The organism is Alloalcanivorax sp. C16-2, assembly GCF_046507615.1.
Taxonomy (GTDB): Bacteria; Pseudomonadota; Gammaproteobacteria; order Pseudomonadales; family Alcanivoracaceae; genus Alloalcanivorax; species Alloalcanivorax marinus_A.
On the sequence record NZ_JBKFTL010000001.1, the window covers coordinates 257,438 to 283,144 of the forward strand.

Consider the following 25,707-nt stretch of genomic DNA (forward strand, 5'->3'; position numbering starts at 1 on the left):
GGGCTTTCAGGCCCGGGTTAAAGCGTCCGGCGTCCGGCGTCCGGCGTTACCCCGCCCCCAAGTAAGCGTCCGCCAATTCCGGGCTGGCGGCAATTTCCTTGGCGGTGCCCTCCGCCATTACCCGGCCTCCTTCGATCACATAGGCGCGATCCGCCAGGGACAACGCCAGGGCCGCCATCTGATCCACCAGCACGATGGTCATGTCCTCCCGGCGCAACCGATCCAACGCCGTGAACAACTCATCGATGATCTTCGGCGCCAGCCCCAGGGAGGGCTCATCCAGCAGCAGCACCCGGGGCCGGCTCATCAGACCGCGAGCCACCGCCAGCATCTGCTGCTCGCCACCGGACAGCAAACCGGCACGTTGATGACGCCGCTCGCGCAGACGCGGGAAGCGCTCGAACATTTCTTCCAGACGCACCTCCCGATCCTGGGGACACAGAAACGCCCCCAAGCGGATGTTGTCCTGCACCGACAATTCAGGGAACACCTGACGACCCTCCGGCACCAGTACCAACCCCTGGTTGACGATGGCCTCGGCGGGCATTCTTTCCAGGGCACGGCCATCCAGGTGCACACCGCCGGCCTGCACCGGATGAAGACCGGCCAGCGCGCGCATCAACGTGGACTTACCCGCGCCATTGGCCCCCAGCAAGGCCACCATTTCCCCTTCACGTACCTTGAGGCTCACCTCGTGGAGTACGGGCTCGGCGCCGTACCCGGCCACCAGCCGGTTGACGCCCAGCCATTCCGGCCCACCACGCGCCGGCCGATCCGCCACCGGCCGGGCCTGATCCAGATCCTCGCCGAGATAGGCCCGGCGCACCGCCGGGTCGGCGCGCACCGTTTCCGGCTCACCGGCGGCCAGTAGCCGACCGGTGTCCAGCACCACCACCTGATCGGATACCTTCATCACCAGCTCCATGTCGTGCTCCACCACCATCACCGCCACGCCCGCGTCGGCGATAGCATGCAGCAGGTCGGCAAGGCGGTCGGTGTCTTCCCGGGACAGACCCGCCGCCGGCTCGTCCAACAGCAGGGCATCCGGGTCCATGGCCAGAGCCCGGGCGATTTCCACCAGCCGCCGGTCCACATGGGGCAGCTGGCTGGCGGGGATATCCAGTGCTCCCCGGTAGCCGCAGAACGCCAACAGCGACGCCGCCCGGTCCCGTGCCTCCGGGGCAAGGAAACGACGCGCGCCAAGCAACCCTCCGAGCTTGCCCCGGCAGGCGGCCAGGGCCACGTTGTCCGCCACGGTCAGGGTGTCGAACAGCTGCGAGGTCTGGTAGGTGCGCGCCACCCCGTGACGGGCGATACGGAAAGCGCGACCCGCCGCCAAGGGCTGTTCCCCCAGGGCGAAGCGGCCCTCGGTGGGCGGGTAGAAACCGCTCACCATGTTCAGCACCGTGGTCTTGCCGGCACCGTTGGGGCCGATCAGGCTGGTGACCGCCCCCGGCGGCACGGTCATGGACAGATCATCCACCGCCCGCACGCCGCCGAAACGCATGGTCAGCCCCTTCAGAGCAAGCCCATGGCGCGCCCGGACCGCCACCGCCGTGGCGGCGTCGGCGGGCACCGCGCCGGCCCTTGGTCGATGCCGGCGCAGACCGCTCACCAGCCCCATCAAGCCGTTGGGGGCCACCAGCAGCACCACCAGCAGCAACCCGCCGAAGAACAACAACCGGTAGGCCTCCAGAGTAGCCAGCAGCTCCGGCAGCAGGCCCAGGATCACCGCGCCCAGCACCGGCCCGATCACCGAGCCGGCACCGCCCACGACCACCACCAGCACGAACAGAATCGATTGCATGAAACTGAACGTGTCCGGTGTGACGAACCCGGACAGGGGCGCGAACAGGCCACCGGCCAGACCGGCCAGACCGGCCGACACCATGAAGGCCACGGTCTTGATCACCAGCGGCCCCAGCCCCACGGACTCGGCGGCGGTTTCACTGTCCTTCACCGCCCGCATGGCGGCGCCCCAGGTTCCCCGGGCGAGCAGCGCGTAGGCCGCCAGGGTCGTCGCCAGCGTCAGCAGAGCGATCACCGCCACGGTCTGCTCAATGCTCCAGTCCGCCGCCAGCGCGGGCGCGGCAATGCCCATGATGCCGTTCTGCCCGCCGGTGAGTGCTTCCATCTCGATTACCGCATGCTGAACAATAAAGCTGAAGGCGATGGTGATCATCGCCAGATAGGGCCCCTTTACCCGCAGGGCCGGCAACGCCAACAGCAGCCCCGCCAGAGTGGACACCAGGGCACCGGCCAGCCACGCCGGCCAGAACGACCAGCCCGCCTGGCTGGTAAGAATGGCCACGGTGTAGGCGCCGATGGCATAGAAACCCACATGGCCGAACGAGATCTGACCGGTAAGACCGATGAGCACGTTCAGACCCACGCCGACGATAGCGATCAGTGCCACGTTGGCGAGCACATAGACGTAATAACTATTGAGAGAGAAGACCATCACCAGGGCGGCCACCAACACCACCAGGCCGGCCGGAATCCACAGGCGCCTCATACTTTCTTCACCTCCGCGCGGCCGAACAGGCCATTGGGCCGCAACGCCAGGGCGACGATGACCAGGGCGAAGGTAATGATGTGGGTGTAGCCCGAACCCAGCGCCACGGTGATGCCGCTCTCCGCCAGGCCGAACAGCAGGCCGGCGATCATCACGCCCCAGGCGCTGGTGATGCCGCCCAGAATGGCCACCGAGAAGGCTTTCAAACCGAACAGGGTGCCCATATCCGCGTTCACGTTGGCGAGCGGCGCGATCAGCATGCCGGCAACGCCGGCCAGCACCGTGGACAGGGCGAAAGCGCCAGCCACCGCGCGGCCGATGGGAATGCCCATGAGACGCGCGGCGTCCCGGTTCTGGCTGGTGGCGAGCAGCGCGGTGCCCCAGCGGGTACGCCGCGCCACCAGATGCAGGGCGGCGGCCAGCGCCAACCCCACCAGCGGAATGATCAGTTGCAAGGGGTACACACCCAGGCCCTGGCCACCCACTTCCACCGGCGACACCGCCAGGGAAGAAGGCAGGCTGCGTGGTTCCTTGCCAAAGGTGTGCATCACCAGGTTATCCAGGACGATCCCCAGCGCCACCGTGGACATCAGCCAGGCGTCGGAGCCACGGCGCACGAAGGGCCGCACCGCCAGCCGTTCCACCAGCAGGCCATACAGCGCGCACAGCGCCAGCGCCGCCGGTACCGCCAGCCACAGTGACCAGCCCAGGGTCTGGGCGAAGGTGAAGCAAAGCACCGCGCCCAGCATCATGGAGCTGCCCTGGGCGAAGTTCACCGTGCCCGACACCGCGAAAGTGATGTAGAAGCCCAGCGCCATCAGGCCGTACATGCTGCCCATGCCGAGACCACTGATCAGTGCCGAAATCAGCTGAGTGTCCATGGATAACCCGTTCCGTCAGTCGTTCCGTTCAACCGGCACGATTCGGTTGTCGATGAATTGCGCCCACACGTAATCGTCCGGCCCCAGGGCATCGTGCTGTTCCGGAGAGAACGGCGTCCGGTAGGTCTTGATCAGGCCGGGGTAGCTGTCGATGCCGAAGAAGCCTTCACGGATCGCCGGACCCTCGGTGGAACCGGCGTTCTCGATCGCCAGAGCGGTGAGGTGCATGGCGTCATAGGCGTTGGCCACGCCCACCGCCGGGGTAATGTCCTCGGGGCCGTCCACATCGTCGTATTTGGCCTTGAGCGCGGCGATCAGCTTTTCGCCCACCGGCGACTGCTCGCCGAAGAAGCTGTAGGTCTGCACGAAGTGGACTTTTTCCGCGCCGGGACCGGCCAGTTCGGTGAAGCGACCGCCGGCGGGGCCCCAGTGGGACACGATGGGCACGTCCCAGCCCATGCGGCGCAGGGATTTCACCACCTGGGCGGAGGGGCCCACGTTGCCGACCATGGCGATGGTGTCGGCGCCGGCGTCACGCAGCCGGGTGAGCTGGGGCACCACGTCGATGGCGTCGCCGTCGAATTTCTCGCTGGCCACCGGCGCCATGCCTTTCTCGTCCAGGGCCGCCACCAGACCTTTCTGGTTCGATTCGCCCCAGGGGTTGTTGATCATCATCAGGCCGAATTTCTCGGAGCCGAAGTTCTCCTGGGCGTAGGCCACCATGGCCTTGTCCACCAGCTCATCCATGGCGGAAACACGGAACACGAAGTTGGGATCGGCGCCGTTCTTGGTGATCGGCGTGCCCGCCGCCCAGGGCCCAACGAAGGGCACCCTGGCCTGGTTAGCCAGCGGCACGATGGCCAGGGACACCGGTGTGTCCAGACCACCGAACAGCACCGCCACCTTCTCCTTGTGAATCAGTTCGCGCGCGGCCACCACGCCCTTGGCCGGGTTGGCCTCATCGTCGCGGCGCACCAGCACCAGTTCACGGCCATCAAGCAGACCGCCATTGGCGTTGATCTCGTCAATGGCGGTTTGCAGGCCGCGGGTGATGGCTTCGCCGGCCAGGGCGGATTGCCCGGACAAGGCGGTGATCAGGCCGATCTTGATCGGCTCCGCCGCCATGGCGCGCCACGGCAGCATGGCCAGCAGCACGGTAAACACGGCGGCCAACAAACCTTTGTTAAGACGTGACCCTTTGTCGGTACACAACATGGGATTCCCCCTTTCGGATATGGGATGGATCGGGCGTTCGCCCCGTCTCCCACAACGCAAGGCGCGTGCCATCTTGCGACGATCACGGGCCGGGCACGTAAATTGCTTTAATTTCTGACGTCACATAAACCATTAATTGTCGACAAAAAATGCGGAGTTCGCGGGCACTCGGAGGCCCGGTTCGCCGACGGGCGGCACGGCTTTTCCCGACATTCCGGGCGAGTCGCAACGCACGAACAAGGGGCAGAATGGAGACCCGATCATGACCAACGCACCAGACTGGAACAGCGACCAGCCGATTCGCGACCCGGCCACGCTGGTGAATACCTACCTGGTTATTCTGATGAAGCCGGACCCGGAAACCGCCCGCCAGTACGTGGCCGACACGCTCCAGATCCGCTTCACCGGCAACCGCGAAATGGCCGCCCCGGCGGACTGCACGGCGTTCAACCGGCAGCGCTACGCCTGGGTCAAGAAACGCTTCCAGGCCACCGAGGTGGTGGAGGGCGGCACCCTGGAAAGTGCCGTGGTTTACAACATCGGCACCCTGTATGGCGAATGGCCGGACGGCACGCCTTTTGAAGGCAACCGCTACGTGGACCGATACGTGGTCCGCGACGGTTTGATCACGGAGATGGATGTGTGGAACGACAGCGCCGAATGGCTGCTGGTCCGGGCCGGGCTGGCAAAGCAATGAGCGACCGATTCGGGCCACTGGCGGCCCCGGGCCGCTTCGACTATTCAGCGATACACCAACGGCCTGACTACCACTGGCCCGGTGGCAAGCGGTTGGCCGTGTACCTGGGCTTCAACCTTGAGCATTTCGCGTTCGGCGAGGGAATGGGCGCCAAGCTGGGCGCCGCCTTCGCGGAGCCCGACGTACTCAACTACGCCTGGCGGGAATACGGCAACCGGGTCGGAGCCTGGCGCTGTCTGGAACTGTTCGATGCTCTGGGCCTGCCCACCGGCACCATCGCCAACACCGCCCTCTACGATCACTGCCCGGAACTGCTGGAGGCCTGCCTGGCCCGGGGTGATGAGCTGATTGGACACGGTCACAGCAACGCCGACTACCCCGGCACCCTGGAGGAAGCGGACGAACAGGCCCTGCTGGTTTACTGCCGCCAGCGCCTGGCGGATCACGCCGGCTCGCCGCCGGCCGGCTGGCTATCGCCGTGGATCGGTGAATCGCGGATCACGCCGGACCTGCTCGCCGAGACCGGCTACCGCTATACACTGAACTGGAGCCACGATGACCAGCCGGTGCGCATGGCCACCCGGGACGGTCGGGGTCTGTGGGCGATTCCCTATCCCCAGGAGATCAATGACATCCCCATGATCATCGCCCGCAAGCTGGACGCCCGGGCGTTCGCCGATATGATCATGGATCAGTTCGATGAAATGCTGGAACAATCCGAGCGGCAACCGCTGGTGATGGGCATCGCCCTGCATCCGTATCTGGTGGGTCAACCCTACCGGCTGCGTCATCTGCGTCGCGCCCTGAAACACATCATCGCCCACCGCGAGGCGCTCTGGCTGACCACGCCGGGGGCGATCTGCGACCACATGGACAGTCTGTTTTCATGAACAAGACCAGACCCGGAACCCGCAATCGGGGCCGACCCAAGGTGCGCCCCCAGGCGCTCGCCGGCCAGGCGCCGGCGGCCCGGGAAACACCGGCGGAGAAGGAAAACCGCATCCACGGCGCCATCGTCGACGGGGTCATGGAGCAACGGCTCAAGCCCGGCACCAAACTCCCCGAAGCGGCCCTGTGCGAACTGTTCGGGGTAGGTCGCTCCCTGGTGCAAAAGGTACTGCAACGGCTCGCCCACGATCACATCGTGGAACTGAGACCCAACCGTAGCGCCATTGTCGCCATGCCCAGCCGGGAGGAAGTGGGCAAGCTGTTCGAGGCGCGTCGCGCCCTGGAAGAGGCAGTGTTGCCACTGGTGGTGGAGCACGCCACGCGGGCGGATTACGCCTCGCTGCGCCGCCAGCTGCGCAAGGAGCACGCCGCCATGCACCGTTACGCCCAGACCGAATGGGCGGGGCTGGCCAGTGCCTTCCATCTCCGGCTCGGCGAGCTGTCCCGCAATCCGATGTTGCAGCGCTATCTGTCGGAACTGATTTCCCGTTGTTCCCTGGTGGTGGCGTTGTTTCAACCGCCGGGCAACGCCACCTGCGAGCACGACGAGCATGAGCGGGTGGTGGATTGCCTGGAGAAAGGGGACGTGCGCGGCGCCCGCCGGGAGATGGACCGGCATCTGCGTGACCTGGAGGCACACATCCAACTGGTGGAGGAAGACACCGACCTGAGCCTGGCCGACATGCTGGGCCTGGCCGCCGGCCCTTGAGATCGAAGCACCCCATCGCCACCTCCCCGGTATCCCCTTTTATTATCGTTGGAGTGGCATCATGCGTATTGATCTATCCGGCAAGAAGGCGGTGGTTTCCGGTTCCACCGCCGGCATCGGCTTCGGCATCGCGCAGGGATTGGCGCAAGCCGGCGCCGATGTGGTGATCACCGGTCGTACCGAACAGCGCGTCAATGACGCCATCGCCCGGCTGCGGCAGGCCGTACCCGAGGCGTCCGTGGCCGGCGTGGCCGCCGACCTGGGCACCGCGGAGGGCTGCCAGACATTGATCGATGCCCATCCGGACGCGCATATCCTGGTTAATAATGTGGGTATTTTTCAGCCCAAGCCTTTTTTCGAGATTCCCGATGAAGACTGGGAGACCTTTTTCCAAGTGAATGTAATGAGCGCCGTGCGCCTGTCCCGCCATTACGCCCGTGGCATGAAGGAGAGAAACTGGGGGCGGATATTATTCCTGTCCAGCGAATCGGCGCTGAATATCCCCACCGAGATGGTTCACTACGGCATGACCAAAAGCGCGGTGCAGTCCATCTCCCGGGGCCTGGCCAAGGTACTCGCCGGCACCCGGGTCACGGTGAACGCCATCCTGCCCGGGCCGACCCGTTCCGAGGGGGTTGGCAAGATGCTCAAACAGATGGCCGAGGAGCAGGGTGTGTCCGAGCAGGAGATGGAGGAGCGTTTCGTGCGCGAGAACCGGCCCAGCTCCATCATCCAGAGGGTGGCCGACGTGGAAGAGGTGGCCAATATGGCCGTTTACCTGGCGTCACCCCAGGCCTCCGCCACCACCGGCGCCGCTTTGCGCGTGGAAGGAGGCATCGTCGATACCATGGCCTGATATACTCGCCGCCATGAGTATCAACAGACTGGTCATTCTCGACCGAGACGGGGTCATCAATGAAGACTCCGACGCCTATATCAAAAGCCCGGCGGAATGGCGGCCGCTGCCCGGCAGCGCCGAGGCCATTGCCCGCCTCAATCAAGCCGGTTACCGGGTGGTGGTGGCCACCAATCAATCCGGGTTGGCGCGGGGTTACTTCGACGCCACCACCCTGGCCGCCATCCACCAACGCATGGGCGATCATCTAGCGGAAGCCGGCGCCCACCTGGACGGCATCTATGTATGTCCGCACGGGCCCGACGACGGCTGCGATTGCCGCAAACCGAAGCCGGGCCTGCTGGACCAAATTGTTGCCGATTATGGCGAGGTAACCGGTGTGCCCCTGGTTGGTGATAGTCTGAGGGACCTGCAGGCTGGCCAAGCGCGCGGTTGCGAGCCGGTGTTGGTGCGTACCGGAAAGGGCCGTCGCACCCTGGAAAAGGGCTTGCCCGAGGATCTCGGGCCAGTGGCGGTGTACGATTCGCTGGCCCATTTCGTCGATGTATTTCTCAAGGACCATTCATGAACCCTCCCGCCGACCGCCAGCCGGTAACCCCCGGTATTGTCGTTCGCAGTGCTCTTTTTTTCGTGCTCTATAATCTGGCCGGTATCATCCACAGTATTTTCTGCGTGATCATCGGTCCTTTTTTACCGTTCGAGCGACGTTACCGTTTCGTGAACCTGTGGACGGTTTTCGCCATGGCGCTGTTGAAGCGTTTGAACGGGGTGACTATTCGCGTGGAAGGGCGTGAAAACCTGCCCCGGGGGGCGGCGGTGGTATTGGCGAATCACCAAAGCAGCTGGGAAACCTTCTTCCTGCAGCTCCTGATCTCGCCGCAGGCCACGGTGTTGAAACGAGAGCTGCTGTGGCTGCCGTTTTTCGGTTGGGGGGTGGCGCTGCTTAATCCAATCCGGATTGACCGTACCAAGGGCAGGGCGGCGCTGCGCGCGGTTCTGGAGCAGGGCGCCGATCGGCTTGGCCGTGGCATTCCGGTAGTGATCTATCCGGAAGGGTCCCGACAATCGCCAGGCACGCTCGGCCATTTTAATCACGGCGGCGCCTTGCTGGCGTGCCGTAATCAGGTTCCCGTGGTGGCGGTGGTTCACAATAGCGGTGATTGCTGGCCGGCCCGCTCCTGGTTGCGCTTTCCCGGCGAAATCGTGCTGCGCATCAGCCCGCCCATTAATACCACCGATAAAGACGCCAAAACGGTAACCCGGCTGACCCAGGAATGGATTACTTATCATTATCCGGGACATTTAAACAAAAATACAAAGCCCTAATTGCCTTTTCCCCGGATAAAAATTACAGTCAGCGGCGTTATGGTCCGTTATAACCCCTTAAGGAACACGTGAAATGACTATTAACCTGGACGATTATTCCGTCGCCGAACTGGAAAAACTGATCAAGCAGGCCGAGCGCAAGCTCGAGAAGAAACGCATGGAAGCCGTGAAGAGCGCGCAGGCGGAGATCAACAAGATCGCCAAGGACCTGGGCGTATCCGTCGATGACCTGCTGGAAGAGAAAAGCAAAAGCCGCAAGAAGACCACCGCGCGCAAGGCAACCCGCAAGAAAAAAGCCGCCGTGCGCAAACCGGCCAAGATCAAATACCGCAATCCGCGGGATGCATCCCAAACCTGGACCGGCCGTGGCAAGCGCCCGGTATGGCTGCGCGACGCCCTGGAAAGTGGTGCCAAGCTGGAAGAATTCGAAGTATAAGCAACAAAAACGGCCCGTCCGGCGGTCGCAACCGGTTACGGTTGCGCCGCCGCCGTTCTCCCGCCTTAAATATCCAGATTGGACACCTGAAGCGCGTTGGATTCGATGAACTGACGCCGGGGGTCCACGTCATCGCCCATCAGGGTAGTGAAGATCTGATCCGCCGCGATGGCATCCTCCACCGTCACCTGCAGCATGCGCCGGGATTCCGGGTCCATGGTGGTTTCCCACAACTGCTCCGCGTTCATTTCCCCCAGCCCTTTGTAGCGCTGCACGCTGGTGCCCCGACGGGCCTGCTGCATCAACCAGGACAGCGCCTCCGCGAAGTGACGGATGGGACGGCGGCTTTCGCCCCGCTCCACCGCCGCGTCATCGGCCAGCAGGCCCTCCAGCTTCTCGCCGAGACCCTTGATGCGCCCGTAATCCGGTGACTGGAGAAATTCCAGAGTCACCCGGTATTCACGGGGTATACCGTGAGCGAGCACTTGCACACGTGGTAGATACAGGCCGCGCTCCTGGTCCGCTTCAGCGGTCACCGTAAAGTGCTGGGTGCCATCGGTGAGCGAATCCACCCGGGCCCCCAAACGTTGACACCAATCGTCCATGGCCGCCTGGTCGGCCAGGCGTTTCTCGTCCAGGGAGCTCATATAGATCATCTGTTCAAGCACCACCGCCGGGAACACGCGGGACTGGCGGTCGACGATGCGCATCACCTGACGGTATTCGTCGATCAGCTTGGCCAACGGTTCGCCGCTGATCGGCGGCGCATCGTTACCGGGGTACAAGGCCGCCTTGTCCAGGGCCAGGGTAGTAAGGTAATCCTCCAGCGCCGGATCATCCTTGATATAGGTTTCCTGCTTGCCCTTTTTCACCTTGTAGAGGGGCGGCTGGGCAATATAAACATGGCCGCGCTCAATCATCTCCGGCATCTGCCGGAAGAAGAAGGTGAGCAGGAGGGTGCGAATATGGGAGCCATCCACATCGGCGTCGGTCATGATGATGATTCGGTGGTAGCGCAGTTTGTCGGCGTCATATTCATCCCGACCGATGCCACAACCCAGAGCGGTAATCAGGGTGGCGACTTCCTGGGAGGAGAGCATCTTATCAAAGCGCGCCTTCTCCACGTTCAGGATCTTACCCTTGAGCGGCAGGATAGCCTGATACTTGCGATCCCGGCCTTGTTTGGCGGAACCGCCCGCGGAATCACCCTCCACGATGTAGAGTTCCGAGAACGCCGGGTCCTTTTCCTGGCAGTCCGCCAGCTTGCCGGGCAGGCCGGCGATGTCCAGCGCCCCCTTGCGGCGGGTCATTTCCCTGGCCTTGCGCGCGGCGTCCCGTGCGCGGGCCGCGTCGATGATCTTCTGCACGATCACCTTGGCCTCGGTGGGATGCTCAAGGAGGTAATCCTGGAACAGCTCGGCCATGGTCTGCTCCACCGCGGTCTTCACTTCGGAGGAGACCAGCTTATCCTTGGTCTGACTGGAGAATTTGGGGTCCGGTACCTTCACCGAAATCACCGCCGTCAGGCCTTCGCGGGCGTCATCCCCGGTGGGGTTGGCCTTTTCCTTTTTCAGGTAGCCTTCCCGATCCATGTAGTTGTTCAGGCTGCGGGTCAGGGCGGCCCGAAAGCCCGCCAGATGGGTACCCCCATCTCGCTGGGGAATATTGTTGGTAAAGCAGAAGATGTTTTCCTGGTAGGAATCATTCCACTGCATGGCCACTTCCACGCCGATCCCGTCTTCGCGATCAATCTGGAAATGGAACACCTCGTTGAGGGCACTCTTGCTGCGGTTGAGGTAGGTCACGAAGGCACTCAGGCCGCCGTCGTACTGAAACACATCTTCGTCACCGCTGCGCTCATCACTGAGATGGATACGCACACCGGAATTCAGGAAGCTCAGTTCCCGTAGCCGCTTGGCCAGAATGTCGTAGTGAAACAGGATGTTAGTGAAGGTCTCGGGCGACGGGCGGAAGTGGATCGCCGTCCCGGTGCTGTCCGTGGTACCGACAACTTCCAGCTCCTTCTCCGGCACACCGTGGCGGTAGCTCTGCTCGTACACCTTGCCATGGCGGCGGATGGTCAGCTTCAACTGCTCGGACAGAGCATTGACCACGGACACCCCCACCCCGTGCAGGCCACCGGAGACTTTATAGGAGTTATCGTCGAACTTACCCCCGGCGTGAAGTACGGTCATGATCACCTGAGCAGCGCTGACCCCTTCTTCCGGATGCATATCCACGGGAATACCGCGACCGTTGTCCGATACCGAGACGGATTCATCCGCATGGATGGTTACCCGGATTTCAGAGCAATGGCCCGCCAGCGCCTCATCGATGGAGTTATCGACGATCTCGAACACCATGTGGTGCAAGCCGGTGCCATCGTCGGTGTCCCCGATGTACATGCCAGGACGTTTACGAACGGCATCCAGGCCTTTAAGCACCTTGATACTGGATGAATCGTAATCTTTCTCCGCCATCTCTTTATCCTATGGATCGTCCGATATCCGCTGAACACGGCCATGTTCCACGTGGAACATTCGGGCCGCTGCGCCCGTCTTTTCGTCCACGGCGGGGGCCAGTTGAACCCGGTCCACCGCGGTAATCAATGTCTGGTGAGTTCCCCCCGCCAAAAACCGAAGCAGGGTAGTTCTGTGCTCTTGATCCAACTCGGAGCCCAGATCATCCACCAGTAACGTGCAGACTTTCCCCGCCTCCTCAATCAGAGGAAGCTGAGCCAGCACCAGGCCGTAGGCCAGAATTTTGGCCTGGCCCCGGGATACACGATCCCGGGCCAGGGTGCCGCCGACGGTTATCTTCAATTCCGAGCGGTGAAACCCGGTATGAGTGAACCCCCGACGCAGATCTTCATCGCGAGTGCGGGCGAGTGCGTCCAGGTAGGACTCGCCGTCCCGCAGGCCGGTTTGCAGGAAAAGGTCGCTTTTCAACTCCGGCGCCAGCATGGCCAGAACCGTCCGCCAATGGGCTTTGAGACGCTTCAAATAGCCGCTGCGCAACTGTTCGATACTACCAGAACTGGCGGCTAATTTCTGGTCCCAGTAACGTAATTCCCGAGGCGTCACCCTCCCGGACCTCAACAGAGCATTACGCTGCTTGAGGGCCGCGTTGGCCTCCTTCCAGATAGGCAGAAAAGAATGTTCCACGTGGAACATTCCCCAGTCCAGAAAACGGCGGCGCAAAGCGGAAGGCCCGAATACCAGGTCCACCGACTGGGGATGCAATGCCAGAACCGGGAGCAGGGCGGCCACGTCACTGAGGGCACCCGGCGTAGCGCCATTAAGCTTCAGAGACTCGATGCCTCCGGGGGCTCGCCGGATACCCAGACGGTGCCGATGCTCCCCCTGTTCTACCCGAGCAAACAAGGTGGCGGCCGGCGCCCCATCCCGGACCAGACGGGAAAGGCGTCCGCCACGGAAGGAACGACCACCACTGCCGATAAAATAGATCGCCTCCAGCAAGCTGGTCTTGCCGCTGCCGTTATCCCCGAGAATGATATTCAGACCGGGGGCAGGCGCGATTTCGGCTTCCCGATAGTTGCGGAAATCCGTGAGTCTCAGATCGGCGAGCATGAGGAGGGCAGGAAGGGCAGGGGCCCGGCGAGACCGCCGGGCCGGAAAGAATGAGGATCAGAGGCGCATCGGCATGACCACATAAAGGGCCGCCTCATGCTCCGGATCGGTGATCAGCGCGCTGCTGTTACTGTCACCCAGTTCCAACCGTGCCTGGGTGCCATCCATGGTGTTAAGCACATCCAGCAGATAACTCACATTAAAGCCAATCTCCAGCGGGCCACCGTTGAAGTCCACGGAGACTTCTTCCTCCGCCTCTTCCTGCTCCGGGTTGTTGGCAATGATGCGCAGGCTGCCTTCCGACAGCTGAACGCGTACCCCACGGTATTTCTCGTTGGAAAGAATGGCCACCCGGGCCAATGCCTGGCGCAGGGTTTCCCGATCCGCCAGTACGATCCGGGAACCGTCCTTGGGAATCACCCGCTCGTATTCCGGGAACTTGCCGTCCACCAGCTTGGAGGTAAAGGTGATCGAACCCGCTATGATCCGCACATGGTTGCGGCCCAGGGTGAGGCGCGCCGATTCACCGGCATCGGCCAGAATCCGGGACAGCTCCATCACCCCCTTGCGCGGCAGGATCACCGAGGCCTCCTCGCTCTGGCCCTCCATGGCGGCATCGCAAAGCGCCAGCCGATGACCATCGGTGGAGACCGCCCTCAGCATGCCGGGGCGCAGCTCAAACAGCATGCCATTGAGGTAATAGCGCACATCCTGCTGGGCCATGGAAAACGCCGTGTGGTCAATCAGGCCACGCAGGGCGGACGGCGCGATGTCCAGCACGGATCCACTGCTGTCCTCTTCCTGGTTGGGAAACTCGGACGCCGGCAGGGTGGTCAGGGAGAAGCGGCTGCGACCGGAGCGCACCAGCATGCGCTCGCCGTCGAGCTCGAAGCGGATGTCCGCTTCCGCCGGCAGGCTCTTGGCGATATCCACCAGCTTACGCGCCGGCACCGTGGTCTCCCCGGGCTGATGTTCCCCCTCCAGCGGCAGCCGCGCCACCAACTCCAGCTCCAGGTCGGTGCCGGTCAGGGAAAGCTGGCCGTCGCCCACTTCCATCAGCACATTGGACAGAACCGGTAGCGTTTGGCGTTTTTCGACCACCGCGGCGACCTGCTGCAGCGGCTTGAGCAGTTGTTCACGGTTGATGGAGAATTTCATGACTCGCTTTCCCGTTATCAGTTGATCCGTCAGGACGTCAGCGTCCGCAGGAGGTTCTGGTAATCTTCTTCTATTTCCGGGTTCGATTCCCGCAATTCCGCCACCTTGCGACAGGCGTGCAGGACCGTGGTGTGATCCCGGCCGCCGAAGCTCTCCCCGATCTCCGGCAGGCTGTGGCTGGTCAGTTCCTTGGACAGGGCCATCGCCACCTGGCGGGGCCGGGCCACGGAACGGGTGCGCCGCGGTGAATGAAGATCCGGCACCTTGATCTTGTAGTATTCCGCCACGGTGCGCTGGATATTGTCGATACTGATCTGCCGGGCCTGCAGGGCAATCAGGTCCTTCAGCGCTTCCTTGATCAGGCCGATATCGATCTGGGCACCGGTGAAACGCACATGGGCAATCACCCGGCGTAGCGCCCCCTCCAGTTCACGTACGTTGGAACGGATACGCTGCGCAATAAAGAAGGCGGCATCATCGGGCAGTTCCACCCGGGCCTCTTCCGCTTTCTTCTTGAGAATCGCCACCCGGGTTTCCAGCTCCGGCGGTTCCAACGGCTGGGACAGCCCCCAGCCGAACCGACTCTTGAGGCGCTCCTCAAGACCGTCCACTTCCTTGGGAAATTTGTCGCAGGTCAGGATGATCTGCTGGCCGTTTTCCAGCAAAGCATTAAAGGTATGGAAGAACTCCTCCTGGGACTGCTCCTTTCCTGCAAAAAATTGAATATCATCAATCAACAAGGCGTCCACCGACCGGTAGAAGCGTTTGAACTCGTTGATGGTCTTGTTGCGCAACGCCGAGATCATGTCCGCCACGAACCGCTCGCTGTGCAGATACACCACCTTGGCGTTGGGATTGCGCCGCTGCAGTTCATTGCCCACCGCGTGCATAAGGTGGGTCTTGCCCAACCCCACGCCACCATACAACAGCAGCGGGTTGTACCCATGGCTGGCCGGATTCTCCGCCACCTGTTGGGCGGCGGCGCAGGCCATGCGGTTGGACTTACCTTCCACGAAGGTGACGAAGGTAAAGCTGGAATTGAGGTTACTGCGATGCTTCGCGGCGCCTCCCAGCTCCGGCGACACCGCCTTGGCACGGGGCTCGCTGACCGCTTGGGGAGCACGACGCTCCGCCGGTGCCGGGGCACGAATCGGGGCCGTCGGCGCTCGGGAGCTGCCCACCTCAAGGCGCAACTGGGGCAGGGGACCGCTTTGCAGCTCGCCCAGCACTTCACCGATACGCTCCAGGTATTTGTCGCGAACCCAGTCGACCACGAAGCGATTGGGCGCGAAAAGGGTGAGTTCTCCGCCATTCGCCGACGCCGTCACCTGCAGCGGCCGGATCCACATATTGAATTGCTGCGAGGGCAATTCATCCTCCAGCCGCGTCAAACAGCGATGCCAAAGCTCCTCGGACACGTCCCCGCCTTTGCCTGAATGCATGAAAAACAAGACGTTGCATTCTATACCCCCGCCCGGTCGATTATCCACAGCTTGGGCTCTGTTTTTCCGCCCCCACGCTCTGTGGATAACTACGGCCACAACCCTGTGCGCCACCGGGCTCATAACCCTGGGGACAACCCCATGAACAAATTCATTCCACAACTTTTGACAGACTATCCGCCTGTCGTCACCAGGGGTTACACACAGTTATACGTCAGTTACCAACATGACAAAATGTTGATTTTCAACGTTTTTTTAGACTTTTCCACAAAAAAGCCCTTCCCTTACTATTACCACTACTACTAAAAAATATTTAAATTCATAAATCTATTGGTAACAGACCCCCACCCCTCAAACGGGCATTGACAGCAACCCGCCCCAGGGCTATGATCCGCGCCCTCTTAGACCACCAAGCCACTTTTGGGGATGACGCCATGAAACGGACATTCCAGCCGAGCAACATCAAGCGTAAGCGCAACCACGGTTTCCGTGCCCGTATGGCCACCAAGAATGGCCGTAAAGTATTGGCCGCTCGTCGTGCCAAGGGCCGTAAACGGCTGACGGTATAAGTCAGCCTCTGGCGCTGACTGATTCCCGTCACTGTTCCCATAGTGCACCGGTCAGCGCCCGACGATTCACGCCCGCTTCTCTTCACCCGTGAACAGCGCCTTGTCGACGGCGCCCGGTTCCGGGCCGTGTTCGATGCCCCGGACTACCGGGTCTCCGACCGCCATTTCCTGATTCTTGCTCGCCGCAATGGTTTGCCCCATGCCCGCCTCGGGTTAGTCGTCGGTCGCCGCCGCGCCCGCCGCGCGGTGGATCGTGGCGCGCTCAAGCGCCGCGCTCGGGAGCAGTTCCGGCTACGCCAATATGAGCTGGCCGGCCTGGATCTGATCGTGCTGTTACGGGCTCCCAGTCCCGCCGATGGTGGCCGTGGCGCCACGCCGCTATTGGCCGGGCTGCTGGACAAGCTGCTTGCCAAGCGAGGGCAAGACTGAGAAACTGCCGTCCGCTTTTTCTCGCCAGAATTAAATCTGACTATGGATATCCCCCGAGCGTTAGTGATCACCGGCATCGCCGTTGTTTCCTACCTGCTGATCCAGGCCTGGCAACAGGACTACATGGCTCCGGACACCCCCGTGGTGCAGGAGCGGACCTCCGCCCCCGATAACGGCGCCGCCGCGGATCAGGACGAGGAGCATCTGCTCCCCGAGCCGGACAGCGCTCCGGAACCCGGCGCGGTGCCCGACGTCGTCGCCGCTGACGACGGTAATGCCGCCGGGTCCGATGAACAGGGGACCGACCGTATCCAGGTCAAGACCGACGTGCTGACACTGGAGATCAATCCAGTGGGTGGCGACGTGGTGCGAGTGGCGCTACCGGAATACCCCCGCCACGCCAACACACCGGATCAACCCTTCGTGCTGCTGGAAAATGACGCCACCCGGACCTATGTGGCGCAGAGCGGGCTGGTTGGCCCCAACGGCACCGATACCCGCGAGGGACGCCCTACCTGGTCCACCGCCCGTACCAGCTACAGCCTGGGCGACGGTGAAAAGGAACTGAACGTGGACCTGACCCTGGATCAGGGCGGTGGTGTACGGATCATCAAACGCTATACCTTCGAGCGTGGCAGTTACCTAGTCCGGGTCAGCCATATTGTTCGCAATAACGGCAATCAGCCCTGGCAGGGCGCCCTGTACGGCCAGATCAAGCGGGACGGCAGCGAGGACCCGGGCAAGAGCACCCAGGGCTTCATCCCCATGCCGACCTATCTGGGCGCCGCCTACTGGAGCGCCGAAAAGCCCTACAACAAGCTGCCGTTCGATGATATTCAGGAAGACCCGCTCAAGCTGACCCAGGAAGGCGGCTGGATCGCCATGCTCCAGCACTACTTTGTGTCCGCCTGGGTGCCGGATGCGCAGGGCCGCTACACCTATTCCACGGTGTACCGCCAGAACCGGGACGAGTACCTGCTGCGCTTCGTGGGCGGCAACCAGGAAGTGGCACCGGGCGAGGAGAAGGTGTTCTACGCCGAGTTTTACACCGGCCCCAAGGTTCAGGACCATCTGCAGGCGATCAGCCCCGGCCTGAACATGACCGTGGACTACGGCTGGCTGTGGTTCATCGCCCAGCCGATCTTCCACGTGCTGGTGTTCCTGCAAAGCGGCCAGCTGGACCTGTTTGGCCTGGACCTGGATCTCGGGTTTGGCGTCGGCAACTGGGGCGTCGCCATCATCCTGCTGACGTTCATCATCAAGATGCTGTTCTTCAAGCTCAGCGCCACCAGCTATCGCTCCATGGCGAAGATGCGCAAGGTGGCTCCGGAAATGCAGCGCATCAAGGAAGAATACAAGAGCGACCGTCAGAAGCAGCAGCAGGAAACCATGAAGCTGTTCCAGCGCGAAAAGATCAATCCGCTGGGCGGCTGTCTGCCGATGCTGGTGCAGATGCCGGTGTTCATCTCCCTGTACTATGTTCTGCTGGAATCCGTGGAGCTGCGCCAGGCCCCATTCTTCCTGTGGATCAATGACCTGTCGGTGATGGACCCGTACTTCGTGCTGCCGATCCTGATGGGCGCGTCCATGTTCCTGCAGACCCGCCTGAACCCGACTCCCGCGGACCCCACCCAGGCCCAGGTTATGAAGTGGATGCCGCTGATCTTCTCGGTGTTCATGCTGTGGTTCCCGGCCGGTCTGGTGCTGTACTGGCTGACCAACAACCTGTTGTCCATTGGTCAGCAATACGTAATCACCCGCAAGATCGAAAGCGGAAGCTGACCGATCCGCGCCACGCATGGGAGCGGCTTTAGCCGCTCCCACAGCGTATAATTCCCTCATGTCTGTTACCGCTCCGGATACCATCGTCGCTGTCGCCACCGCTCCTGGTCGGGGTGGAGTAGGCGTGGTGCGTTTGTCCGGACCGGACGCCAGGCGGATTGCCGGGGCTTTGATCGGTGATCGTGAACTGACGCCGCGCACCGCCCATTTCGCTCGCTTCAGTGATCCGGATGGCGAGACCATCGATGAGGGCCTGGTGCTATGGTTTCCGGCGCCGGGCTCCTTCACCGGCGAAGACGTGGTGGAGCTGCAGGGGCACGGTGGGCCGGTGATCCTGGACGCCCTGGTGGCCGCCTGCGTACACCACGGTGGTCGGCCGGCCCGGGCCGGGGAGTTCTCCCAGCGCGCCTTTCTCAACGACAAGATGGACCTGACTCAGGCGGAGGCCATCGCCGATCTGATCGACGCCGGCACCCGGGAATCCGCTCGCGCCGCGGTGCATTCCTTGCAAGGGGCGTTTTCCCGTGAGGTGAACGCCCTGGTCGAGCAACTGATTCAGTTGCGCATCTATGTGGAGGCCGCCATCGATTTTCCGGAGGAAGAGATCGATTTTCTTTCCGAAGGCGGTGTCGCCGACGATCTCGACCGGGTCATCGACCAGGCCGGCGCGGTGCTGGCCAGTGCCCGCCAGGGCCGGCTGGTACGCGAAGGCCTGACTTTGGTAATCGCCGGCAAGCCCAATGCCGGCAAATCCTCCCTGATGAACGCCCTGGCCGGCCACGAGGCCGCCATCGTCACCGAGGTGGCCGGCACCACCCGGGATGTCCTGCGTGAAGCGATCCAACTGGACGGGCTGCCCCTTAACCTGATCGATACCGCCGGTCTGAGGGAGAGTCCGGACCGGGTGGAACAGGAAGGTATCCGGCGTGCCTTCGCGGAAATCCGCAAAGCGGATCGCCTGTTGGTAGTGGTGGATTCCCAGGAGGCGGGGGTGAATCTGGATGACCTGGCCGGGTTGCTACCGAGCAGCCAGAAAGAGCTGGATGGCCTTGACCTGCCGGTGACCCGGGTGCTCAACAAAGCCGACCTGAGCGGTCTGGCGCCGGGTCCGCACCCGAACCTGCCGGATACCTTCGTGCTGTCCGCCGCCACCGGCCAGGGCCTGCTGGAACTGCGAGACCATCTCAAGACCGCCGCCGGTTACCAGGGTACCGGGCAAAGCCGTTTCTCCGCCCGGCGCCGCCACATCACCGCCCTGGAACAGGCCCTGGCGGCCCTGGCGAAGGGCCGTGACCAGTTGCACGCCCACGCCGCCGGTGAGTTGCTCGCCGAGGATCTCCGTGCCGCCCAGCACGCGCTGGAGGAAATCACGGGCGCCTTTACCGCCGATGATCTTCTCGGCCGGATTTTTTCTTCCTTCTGTATCGGTAAATAACCAGGGCGGCGATCTTATATCGCTGTTACCCGGTCTCACCCTCTTCCCAAGCCTGGCGCTTGCGGTAAATGGTGGAGGCGCTGATTCCCAGCAAGGCGGCGGCTTTGGGCACATTGCCGTCGCAGGCCACCACGGCCTTCTCGATGATGTCCTTCTCTTCCTGCCAAAGCGGGCGAATGCCGGGCTCCTCTCCGCTGGTCGGCGACATCGTGTCCGCCGGTGTCACCGGTGCCGTGGGGCGCGAAGGCGCGGCTGTGCGATCGGCGCGGGCGGACTGGGTAATCAGTTCCGGTAGCTGGGCGCGGGTGAGCACTTCGCCATTGTTGAGTACCACGATCTGGCGCACCACATTCTGCAGCTGCCGGACATTACCCGGCCAGGGGTAGGCCAGCAGGGCCTGGGCGCAGTCCTCGGACAGGCCGCGGAAGTTTTTCTCTTCTTCCTCGGCGTATTGCTTGAGCAGGGCCTGGGCGATCAGCACCACATCGCGACCTCGCTGTCGCAGGGGGGGCAGTTCCAGCGGGATGACGTGCAACCGGTAGAACAAATCCTCGCGGAAGCGGCCGGCCTGGACTTCCGCCCAGGGGTCACGGTTGGTGGCACTGATGAAACGGATGTCGGCTTTTTCCTCCCGGCTGCCGCCCACCGGCGTATAGACGCCGGTCTGAATGAAACGCAGCAGCTTGCTTTGCAGCTCCAGCTCCATCTCACAGATTTCATCGAGAAACAGGGTGCCACCGTCGGCCCGGGCGGCGGCACCCTGGCGGTTGGCGGTGGCGCCGGTGAAGGCGCCTTTGACGTGGCCGAAGATCTCGCTTTCCATCAGATCACGGGGAATCGACGCGCAATTCAGAGCCACGAACGGGCCACCGGCGCGCTTGCCTGCCTGGTGGATGGCGCCGGCGCAGACTTCCTTGCCGGTGCCGCTTTCACCAACGATAAAGATGGATGCCTTGCTGCTGGCCACGCTTTCAATGGTGCGGTAGACCGCCTGCATCGCCAGCGAATCGCCGATGAAACCGTGAAAATCGGGCTTGGGAAGACTGCGTTCGTAATTGTCCACCAATGCCTGCAGGCGTCGCTGTTTGATGGCGTTGCGAACGGTGACGCCGAGACGCTTGGCGTCGAAGGGTTTGACGATAAAATCGAAGGCGCCGTTGCGCATGGCCTCCACCGCCACGTCGATGGAGCCGTGGGCGGTAATCATGATCACCACGCTGGCCGGGTCCTGTTCCTGAATTTTGGCCAGTACTTCCAGGCCGGATACATCCGGCAGCTGAATATCCAGAATGAAAAGATCGAAGGAAGCATTTTGCAGCTCCTCGAGGGCGGCGTTGCCAGCCTGAACGTGTGTGACGTCACCCCCCTCGGCGCGCAGGTATTCGCTGTAAAGCGCGCTCAGGGAGGGGCTGTCCTCGACCAGCAATACACTGAATGGCATCGTCCCCTCTCCTTTCAGTTCGGTATCGAGAACCGTGCCGCCAGGGCCGCATCGGTTTCCGTTCCGCAGTGCGTGAGTTCCGTCATCAAACGGGTCAAAACCATTTCGTCCCGGGCCTTTGCATGCTGCTCGATTTCCGTGGCGTACGCAAACAGGCGACGAGCGGCGAACGAACCGGAACTGCTCTTCAGCGTATGGGCCTCTCCGGCAAGGCCCTCATAATCGGTCTCCTGAAATTGCCGTTGCATGGTCGCCAGGCGCGTTTCGGTTTCCTTGAGGAAGACCTCGATCATGCGACGAACGCTTTGTTCTCCCAGGGTGGCGAGCAGCTCCTCGAGCACCTTATCGTCCACCACCGGCTCGTCCGACGATGCGCTGACGGCTTCGCCGGGGTTCTCGGCCGGCGTTACCGGAGAGGCACCGGGCAACCAATGCATCAATGTCTGGAAAAGAGCTTCCTGGTTGATGGGCTTGGCGATCACATCCAGCATGCCGGCGTCGTAGCAGGCTTGCCGTTCTTCCTTGAACACATTGGCGGTCATGGCGAGGATGCGTGCTCCGGGTTTGCGCTCCAGAATCGCGCGAGTGGCTTGCAGACCGTCCATGATCGGCATGCGGATATCCATCAGAATCAGGTCGTAATCCTTGGCGCACGCCATCTCCAGCGCCTCCTGGCCATTGTTGGCCACATCAATGAAGGCGCCTTCCCGGCCGAGGAGCGCTTGAGCCACCAGTTGGTTGGCGGGGCTGTCCTCGGCAAGAAGAAGCTGTTTGTCACGCAGCCGGTTCTGGCCGGTTCCTTGCCAGGGTTCCAGATCACGGCTCTGCATCTGGTTGGCCACCAGGTTGAGCAGCATGGCGCGGCTCAATGGCTTATTGGCGAGCTGGCCGATCCCCAGGGTTTCAAGCTGGCTGGAGATATCGCCGCGGATGCCGGCCATCAAGGCAACGATACGTCCGCCGGGCAATAGATATTGCCGTCGCAGGTGCTCGATCCGTTCGGCGCTGATGGCGCGCAGAAAGGAGTCGTCGATGAGCATCACAAGGAAAGGTTCGCAGCCCGCGAGGGCGGCGTCCAACTGGTCGCTCCGATTCAACGTCAGGCATTCGATGCCGTACTGTTGATACTGCTTATCCACCAATCCGGTGAGCACCGGGTCCGGATGCAGCAGCATTACCCTGGGATGGTCGGGCAGATGCCAGAAATGGTTGTTTTCTTCCTCGGCGGTTTGCAGAGCGACGTGGAAAGTGAAGGCGGTACCGACATCAGGGGTGCTGCTCACGTTGAGCTCGCCGTCCATCATGGTCACCAGTTCGGAGCAAATCGCCAGCCCCAGGCCAGTGCCTTTGTATCGTGTCGTGGTGCTGTCATGTACCTGACTGAATTCCTGAAACAGGCTGCCCTGGGCTTTGGAATCGATACCAATGCCCTGATCCTCCACACGACAATGAAGGCGTACGCGCTCGCTCTGGTCCTGCTTGACCCACAGGGAAACCGATACGCAGCCTCGTTGGGAAAACTTGATGGCGTTGTCCACCAGGTTATGAATCACCTGGCGCAGACGCTGATCATCACCGACCAGAAACTGAGGGACGTTACGATCCACGAAACTGGCCAGATGCAGGCCCTGCTCCTGGGCTCGTGGGGCCAGGGTCTGCAGCACCTGGGCCACCAGTTTATCCGGCTCGAAGCTGCGTGCTTCAAGAACCATCTGCCCGGCTTCGATCTTGGAGAAATCGAGAATATCGTTGATGGTGGAGAGCAGGGCGGACCCGGCCTCCTGAGCGGTGGCGGCGTAAAGTTGCTGCTCTGGTGCCAGTTCCGAGGATTGCAGCAGTGTCACGCTGCCCAGCACAGCGTTCAGGGGCGAGCGGATCTCGTGGCTCATGGTGGCCAGGAAGCGGGATTTTGCCTTGCTGCCTTCCTCCGCCTGTTCCTTGGCCTGATGAAGCTCACTTTCCCGTTGGCGCCGTTCGGTGATGTCACGCAGGAAGGCGGCGAACAGAATCTCGTTTTCGAGCTTGATCGGGATCACCGTCAGCTCCACGGGCATCTCGGAGCCGTCCACCCGGGTCGCGTTCAACTCCACTTGCCGATTGAGTACCGGGCCTTCACCGGTTTCGAGATAGCGGGCCAGGCCTTCCCGGTGCGCCTTGCGAAATCGCTCCGGGATAATCAAATCCTCCAGCCGGGCGCCGATGGCCTGCTCGCGGGAGAACCCGAACATTCGGGTAGCGGAGTGATTGAACTCCTGAATGCGGCTGTCCGGGCCGATGGCCACGAAACCATCGGGGCTGGCGTTCAAGGTGGAAACCAGCAGCAGCTCGGACCGGCGGCGTTCCAGTTCCTTCTTGCGCGCTTCGGTAAGGTCTTCCACCAGGCCGAGGAACAGCCCCTTGTCCTCGCCCTGCATGGGTTGGAGATGCAATCGTACGGAGAAATTCTCGCCATTGGCCCGGCGCGCCGACAGGTCGAAATGGCGGCGCCGGGAGGGTCGGGGGCTGTCCGGATCGAACACCGCCATCAGTGCTTCGCCCTGATCGGCCTGCAAATCGATCAGCCGCGACAGTGGGTAACCGATCAGGTTCTCCCGGGCGTAACCATGCAGTTGGCAAAGCGCCGCGTTCACGTCGCGTACCACACCTTGTTCATCCACCAGCAAATAGCCGTCGGTGGCGGTTTCCAGAATCGCTTTAAGACGCTGGTTGGCTTTCTCCATCAGCCGGTTCCGAATCGCGATTCGCGACGCCATGGCGTTAAAGGCCTTGGCGGTTTGCGCGATTTCGTCGCTGCCGCGAACCGGGATTTCCACATCAAGATCGCCGGCCAGCATACGCGCGCTGGCGTCGCGAAGATGAAGAAGATTGCGGCTGAGAAAATGGCCGAGAAGAAAGGAAAACAACGCCACCAGAAGAATCTCCAGGGCGGCGATCAGCAGGATATTGGTGAAGGCTTCACGCACGAAGGCGGTCAGTGAGCGGGTGTCGATGCCCAGTTCCACCTTGCCGAACCGGTAGCCGTTCTGTTCGATCGGTGTTTCCACGGAAACCCACTGTTTGCGTGCCAGTGAAGCCGGGTCGTCGTGGGACTCCAACTCGCCACGGCCCACCAGAACGGTGTCGTTGCCGTAGATTTCCACGAACACCACGCCCGGTTGTTCCATGACGTGCTCGGTGATTTCTTCCAGCGCCGAGATATCGGTGCTGAGTACCGCGTCCTGGGCGGTGGCCGCCAGCAGTTCGGCGGCGGTAGTGGCGCGGTTGATGATCTGTTCTTCGTTGGAGGCGCGAAGATAATTGATGCTGGTGTACAGAAGTATCATCAGCAACAGCCCTTCAATCAGGGCGATACCCAGAATGGTCTTCAGGCGAAACGACATCCCTTTCCCCCGTTAGAGCCCGGTGTGTATCTCCGAGAGCGTTTCCAGTTTCAGAGCGCGGACATCGTCCCAGTCCGAATCATTCGCCGCGATCAGCGCGTGAAAGCCCAGGGTGTCGAGCAGGTCGTGGCCTTCCTTCTGGTCGTGCAGGTCCACCAGGGCTTTCAGCAGGGCCTGGCGGGACGCTTCCGGCACACGGGGGTGGTAGGCGAAGGCGTGGGGGGTGAATCCCGGTGTCTGCCAGAGTATTCGCAACTGTTCGCGGATTGCCGCGGGTTGGTTGTTCAAGGTCCGCTTGACGCCGCCTCCGGCATCGAACAGACCACGGCTTACCGCCAGATACACGGAATCATGGGAATTTACGTAATCCACCCTCGGATGGATGCCCTGCTGGGGTAGCAGGGCGCGGGGCAGCAGGCTGGCGGCGAAGGCGGCGGGAGCGGGCAATGCCAGGGAGGCGTCGTCCAGCTGCTGGAGGCGCTGAATGGGCGAGTCATGACGCACCACGATGATCCCGGAAAGTCTTTTATCCCGTTCCCGGGCCAGCGCCTGGTAGCCGGGTTTTTCATGGAAGTGCACGTAGTGATAGGGGTTCATATAGGCCACGTCGTAACGCCCCTGGGACAGGCGCCGCTCGAATTCCGGGATGCTCGGGGCGGTGGCGAAGCGCAGGTCGAAAGGCAGCCGCTCGGAAAGATAGGTCAACAGAGGGTACCAGCTGCGGGCCAGTACGCTGGGGGTTTGCTGGGGCACGATGCCGAAGATCAGAATCGGCCGGTCGGATTCCGCCTCGGCGGAACCGGCCAGAATGACGAGCAGAAGCAGCATCAAGGGACGGTGGTTCATATTATTCTATTCCGCGCGGATCGGTTCCTTTCAGGCAATATGGTAGAAAGCT

The 25,707-nt window shown here is 62.3% G+C and carries 21 protein-coding genes; 11 read left to right on the forward strand and 10 right to left on the reverse strand.

Annotated elements, in window-relative coordinates:
• Positions 1-46 precede the first annotated feature (46 nt).
• The 3 genes from ACLD02_RS01235 to ACLD02_RS01245 are packed head-to-tail and all read right to left on the reverse strand — an operon-like array spanning position 47 to position 4,611.
• On the reverse strand, positions 47-2,515 hold the full coding sequence (locus ACLD02_RS01235) for an ATP-binding cassette domain-containing protein (protein ID WP_410297735.1): 2,469 nt from the start codon (positions 2,513-2,515) through the stop codon (positions 47-49).
• Positions 2,512-3,396 carry a branched-chain amino acid ABC transporter permease gene (locus ACLD02_RS01240; RefSeq protein ID WP_410297736.1) on the reverse strand — a complete coding sequence of 295 codons (885 nt, stop codon included), beginning with the start codon at positions 3,394-3,396 and terminating at the stop codon, positions 2,512-2,514. The genes ACLD02_RS01235 and ACLD02_RS01240 overlap by 4 nt, the downstream gene beginning before the upstream one ends.
• A 15-nt stretch (positions 3,397-3,411) precedes the next feature.
• Positions 3,412-4,611, reverse strand: coding sequence for an ABC transporter substrate-binding protein (locus ACLD02_RS01245; RefSeq protein WP_410297737.1), 1,200 nt, complete (start codon positions 4,609-4,611; stop codon positions 3,412-3,414).
• A gap of 262 nt (positions 4,612-4,873) precedes the next feature.
• On the opposite strand from ACLD02_RS01245, the gene ACLD02_RS01250 reads away from it, so the two are divergent.
• The 7 genes from ACLD02_RS01250 (at position 4,874) to ACLD02_RS01280 (ending at position 9,583) form a co-directional block, all read left to right on the forward strand.
• Entirely contained in the window at positions 4,874-5,308 is a 435-nt protein-coding gene (locus ACLD02_RS01250; RefSeq protein WP_410297738.1) for a nuclear transport factor 2 family protein, read from the forward strand.
• Positions 5,305-6,198, forward strand: coding sequence for a polysaccharide deacetylase family protein (locus ACLD02_RS01255; RefSeq protein ID WP_203104260.1), 894 nt, complete (start codon positions 5,305-5,307; stop codon positions 6,196-6,198). Before ACLD02_RS01250 ends, ACLD02_RS01255 begins: the two co-directional genes overlap by 4 nt.
• Positions 6,195-6,965: a GntR family transcriptional regulator gene (locus ACLD02_RS01260; RefSeq protein WP_410297739.1), complete on the forward strand. Its 771-nt coding sequence runs from the start codon at positions 6,195-6,197 to the stop codon at positions 6,963-6,965. The genes ACLD02_RS01255 and ACLD02_RS01260 overlap by 4 nt, the downstream gene beginning before the upstream one ends.
• A 61-nt stretch (positions 6,966-7,026) precedes the next feature.
• A complete protein-coding gene (locus tag ACLD02_RS01265; protein ID WP_410297740.1) occupies positions 7,027-7,821 on the forward strand; it encodes an SDR family NAD(P)-dependent oxidoreductase in 795 nt (264 codons plus the stop codon).
• A gap of 13 nt (positions 7,822-7,834) precedes the next feature.
• Positions 7,835-8,389, forward strand: coding sequence for a D-glycero-beta-D-manno-heptose 1,7-bisphosphate 7-phosphatase (gene gmhB / locus ACLD02_RS01270; RefSeq protein ID WP_203104253.1), 555 nt, complete (start codon positions 7,835-7,837; stop codon positions 8,387-8,389).
• Complete coding sequence (locus tag ACLD02_RS01275; protein ID WP_203104251.1) at positions 8,386-9,147, forward strand: lysophospholipid acyltransferase family protein; 762 nt, start codon at positions 8,386-8,388, stop codon at positions 9,145-9,147. The genes gmhB and ACLD02_RS01275 overlap by 4 nt, the downstream gene beginning before the upstream one ends.
• A 73-nt stretch (positions 9,148-9,220) precedes the next feature.
• Positions 9,221-9,583: an H-NS family nucleoid-associated regulatory protein gene (locus tag ACLD02_RS01280; RefSeq protein WP_203104249.1), complete on the forward strand. Its 363-nt coding sequence runs from the start codon at positions 9,221-9,223 to the stop codon at positions 9,581-9,583.
• Between the two features lie 65 nt (positions 9,584-9,648).
• On the opposite strand, the gene gyrB is transcribed toward ACLD02_RS01280, so the two are convergent.
• Genes gyrB through dnaA form a run of 4 tightly spaced genes read right to left on the reverse strand, consistent with a single transcriptional unit; the run spans position 9,649 to position 15,749 of the window.
• Complete coding sequence (gene gyrB / locus ACLD02_RS01285) at positions 9,649-12,063, reverse strand: DNA topoisomerase (ATP-hydrolyzing) subunit B (RefSeq protein ID WP_203104247.1); 2,415 nt, start codon at positions 12,061-12,063, stop codon at positions 9,649-9,651.
• Positions 12,064-12,072: 9 nt separating this feature from the next.
• A complete protein-coding gene (gene recF / locus ACLD02_RS01290) occupies positions 12,073-13,173 on the reverse strand; it encodes a DNA replication/repair protein RecF (protein ID WP_203104245.1) in 1,101 nt (366 codons plus the stop codon).
• Positions 13,174-13,230: 57 nt separating this feature from the next.
• Positions 13,231-14,331 (reverse strand): DNA polymerase III subunit beta, encoded by a 1,101-nt coding sequence (dnaN, locus tag ACLD02_RS01295; RefSeq protein WP_203104243.1) that lies wholly within the window; start codon positions 14,329-14,331, stop codon positions 13,231-13,233.
• A 29-nt stretch (positions 14,332-14,360) separates the two neighbouring features.
• Positions 14,361-15,749: a chromosomal replication initiator protein DnaA gene (gene dnaA, locus ACLD02_RS01300; RefSeq protein WP_410297741.1), complete on the reverse strand. Its 1,389-nt coding sequence runs from the start codon at positions 15,747-15,749 to the stop codon at positions 14,361-14,363.
• 458 nt (positions 15,750-16,207) lie between these two features.
• Here dnaA and rpmH point away from each other — a divergent pair, with 458 nt between their 5' ends.
• The 4 genes from rpmH to mnmE are packed head-to-tail and all read left to right on the forward strand — an operon-like array spanning position 16,208 to position 19,988.
• The gene (gene rpmH, locus ACLD02_RS01305; RefSeq protein ID WP_161382733.1) at positions 16,208-16,342 is read left to right on the forward strand and encodes a 50S ribosomal protein L34; all 135 of its coding nucleotides are present in this window, start codon (positions 16,208-16,210) and stop codon (positions 16,340-16,342) included.
• A gap of 42 nt (positions 16,343-16,384) precedes the next feature.
• Positions 16,385-16,771: a ribonuclease P protein component gene (rnpA, locus tag ACLD02_RS01310; RefSeq protein WP_410297742.1), complete on the forward strand. Its 387-nt coding sequence runs from the start codon at positions 16,385-16,387 to the stop codon at positions 16,769-16,771.
• A 42-nt stretch (positions 16,772-16,813) separates the two neighbouring features.
• Positions 16,814-18,553, forward strand: a complete 1,740-nt coding sequence (yidC, locus tag ACLD02_RS01315) for a membrane protein insertase YidC (RefSeq protein WP_203104236.1) — start codon at positions 16,814-16,816, stop codon at positions 18,551-18,553.
• Positions 18,554-18,611: 58 nt separating this feature from the next.
• Positions 18,612-19,988: a tRNA uridine-5-carboxymethylaminomethyl(34) synthesis GTPase MnmE gene (gene mnmE / locus ACLD02_RS01320; protein WP_203104234.1), complete on the forward strand. Its 1,377-nt coding sequence runs from the start codon at positions 18,612-18,614 to the stop codon at positions 19,986-19,988.
• A 25-nt stretch (positions 19,989-20,013) separates the two neighbouring features.
• Here the strand turns inward: mnmE and ACLD02_RS01325 are convergent, their stop codons facing one another.
• From ACLD02_RS01325 to ACLD02_RS01335, 3 genes are read right to left on the reverse strand one after another with little or no spacing between them, the layout of a single operon-like run.
• The gene (locus tag ACLD02_RS01325) at positions 20,014-21,429 is read right to left on the reverse strand and encodes a sigma-54-dependent transcriptional regulator (protein WP_203104211.1); all 1,416 of its coding nucleotides are present in this window, start codon (positions 21,427-21,429) and stop codon (positions 20,014-20,016) included.
• Positions 21,430-21,443: 14 nt separating this feature from the next.
• Positions 21,444-24,809 carry a PAS domain S-box protein gene (locus ACLD02_RS01330; protein WP_410297743.1) on the reverse strand — a complete coding sequence of 1,122 codons (3,366 nt, stop codon included), beginning with the start codon at positions 24,807-24,809 and terminating at the stop codon, positions 21,444-21,446.
• A 12-nt stretch (positions 24,810-24,821) separates the two neighbouring features.
• Complete coding sequence (locus ACLD02_RS01335) at positions 24,822-25,655, reverse strand: phosphate/phosphite/phosphonate ABC transporter substrate-binding protein (RefSeq protein ID WP_203104207.1); 834 nt, start codon at positions 25,653-25,655, stop codon at positions 24,822-24,824.
• Positions 25,656-25,707 lie beyond the last annotated feature (52 nt).

Excerpts from the sequence above, each read along its gene's own strand:
- ACLD02_RS01330 (WP_410297743.1), bottom strand. The coding sequence starts at position 24,809 with ATGTCGTTTCGCCTGAAGACCATTCTGGGTATCGCCCTGATTGAAGGG.
- ACLD02_RS01275 (WP_203104251.1), top strand. The coding sequence starts at position 8,386 with ATGAACCCTCCCGCCGACCGCCAGCCGGTAACCCCCGGTATTGTCGTT.
- dnaN (WP_203104243.1), bottom strand. The coding sequence starts at position 14,331 with ATGAAATTCTCCATCAACCGTGAACAACTGCTCAAGCCGCTGCAGCAG.
- ACLD02_RS01280 (WP_203104249.1), top strand. The coding sequence starts at position 9,221 with ATGACTATTAACCTGGACGATTATTCCGTCGCCGAACTGGAAAAACTG.
- ACLD02_RS01260 (WP_410297739.1), top strand. The coding sequence starts at position 6,195 with ATGAACAAGACCAGACCCGGAACCCGCAATCGGGGCCGACCCAAGGTG.
- rpmH (WP_161382733.1), top strand. The coding sequence starts at position 16,208 with ATGAAACGGACATTCCAGCCGAGCAACATCAAGCGTAAGCGCAACCAC.
- ACLD02_RS01335 (WP_203104207.1), bottom strand. The coding sequence starts at position 25,655 with ATGAACCACCGTCCCTTGATGCTGCTTCTGCTCGTCATTCTGGCCGGT.
- yidC (WP_203104236.1), top strand. The coding sequence starts at position 16,814 with ATGGATATCCCCCGAGCGTTAGTGATCACCGGCATCGCCGTTGTTTCC.
- recF (WP_203104245.1), bottom strand. The coding sequence starts at position 13,173 with ATGCTCGCCGATCTGAGACTCACGGATTTCCGCAACTATCGGGAAGCC.
- gyrB (WP_203104247.1), bottom strand. The coding sequence starts at position 12,063 with ATGGCGGAGAAAGATTACGATTCATCCAGTATCAAGGTGCTTAAAGGC.
- ACLD02_RS01265 (WP_410297740.1), top strand. The coding sequence starts at position 7,027 with ATGCGTATTGATCTATCCGGCAAGAAGGCGGTGGTTTCCGGTTCCACC.
- ACLD02_RS01325 (WP_203104211.1), bottom strand. The coding sequence starts at position 21,429 with ATGCCATTCAGTGTATTGCTGGTCGAGGACAGCCCCTCCCTGAGCGCG.
- ACLD02_RS01240 (WP_410297736.1), bottom strand. The coding sequence starts at position 3,396 with ATGGACACTCAGCTGATTTCGGCACTGATCAGTGGTCTCGGCATGGGC.
- gmhB (WP_203104253.1), top strand. The coding sequence starts at position 7,835 with ATGAGTATCAACAGACTGGTCATTCTCGACCGAGACGGGGTCATCAAT.
- ACLD02_RS01235 (WP_410297735.1), bottom strand. The coding sequence starts at position 2,515 with ATGAGGCGCCTGTGGATTCCGGCCGGCCTGGTGGTGTTGGTGGCCGCC.
- ACLD02_RS01250 (WP_410297738.1), top strand. The coding sequence starts at position 4,874 with ATGACCAACGCACCAGACTGGAACAGCGACCAGCCGATTCGCGACCCG.
- ACLD02_RS01255 (WP_203104260.1), top strand. The coding sequence starts at position 5,305 with ATGAGCGACCGATTCGGGCCACTGGCGGCCCCGGGCCGCTTCGACTAT.
- mnmE (WP_203104234.1), top strand. The coding sequence starts at position 18,612 with ATGTCTGTTACCGCTCCGGATACCATCGTCGCTGTCGCCACCGCTCCT.
- ACLD02_RS01245 (WP_410297737.1), bottom strand. The coding sequence starts at position 4,611 with ATGTTGTGTACCGACAAAGGGTCACGTCTTAACAAAGGTTTGTTGGCC.